Annotated in this window: 2 protein-coding genes; both read left to right on the forward strand. The window is 74.2% G+C overall.

Going from position 1 to position 1,020, the window contains the following annotated elements:
• Nucleotides 1-229 precede the first annotated feature (229 nt).
• On the forward strand, nt 230-580 hold the full coding sequence (locus tag DW299_RS08725) for a PLD nuclease N-terminal domain-containing protein (protein WP_136028489.1): 351 nt from the start codon (nt 230-232) through the stop codon (nt 578-580).
• A partial coding sequence (locus DW299_RS08730; RefSeq protein ID WP_275090049.1) for a thiamine pyrophosphate-binding protein occupies nt 577-1,020 on the forward strand: 444 nt, incomplete at its 3' end. The genes DW299_RS08725 and DW299_RS08730, both read left to right, overlap by 4 nt.

A 1,020-nucleotide genomic window follows, 5' to 3' on the forward strand; every position in this document is an offset into this window, starting at 1 on the left:
AGGCACAGGGTCGCGTGGCTGTCGCCGGGGCCGTGCGCGGTGGACCAGGCGCCGACGACGAGGAGGAGCGCGAGGCCGACGGCGGTGACGACCCTGGCGAGCAGGATCCGCTCGGCGCGCGCTCGCGGGCTCCGGGTGGTCGCGAGAGGCGGCATGACCCGCGCAGTCTAGCAACGGGGCCTTTGCCTCTCCGGGGCCCCGCCCGCGCGGACACGCCTACACTGGAAGGGTGGCGAGACTACTCATCATCGGCGGCTTCCTCGCCGCCGTGTTCTGGGTGTTCAGCATCGTCGACTGCGCCGTGCAGCCGCCGACGCGGCACCGGGGTGTGCCCAAGGCCGCCTGGATCGCCATCGTCGTCCTGATCCCGGTCATCGGCGGCATCCTCTGGTTCGTGATCGGCCGTCGTCGCGCGAACGACCAGGGCGTGCAGCGCACGCTCGCCCCGGATGACGATCCGGCGTTCCTGCGCAGCATCAGCAAGGCGGAGCAGGACGCCCGGATCCGCCGTCTGGAGGAGGAGCTCGCCCGCCTGGACGAGGAGACCGACGAGCCGCCCACCGCGGATCCGCGCCCGTGACGTCGTCGCCCGCGACGGACGCCGCGGCGTCCCTGTTCGCCGAGCTCGTGGCGAACGGCGTGCGCGACGTGGTGCTGTCGCCGGGGTCGCGCTCGCAGGCCCTCGCACTCGCCGCCGCGCGACTGTCCGACGACGGGGTGCTGCGGCTGCACGTGCGCATCGATGAACGCGTCGCCGGTTTCACCGCCCTGGGCATCGCACGCGAGACGGGCGTGCCCGCCGCGGTCGTGTGCACGAGCGGGACGGCGGTCGCGAACCTCCTGCCCGCCACGATGGAGGCGTTCCACGCGGGGGTGCCGTTGCTGCTGCTCACGGCCGACCGTCCGCCCGAGCTGCGCGGTGTCGGCGCCAACCAGGCCACCGTCCAGCCAGGGCTGTTCGACCCGTGGGTACGCGCCACGGTCGACGCCCCGGTGCCGGGCGACGGCGACTGGCGGGGC

This window comes from Microbacterium sp. K35 (assembly GCF_004794375.1).
GTDB classification, from domain to species: Bacteria; Actinomycetota; Actinomycetes; order Actinomycetales; family Microbacteriaceae; genus Microbacterium; species Microbacterium sufflavum.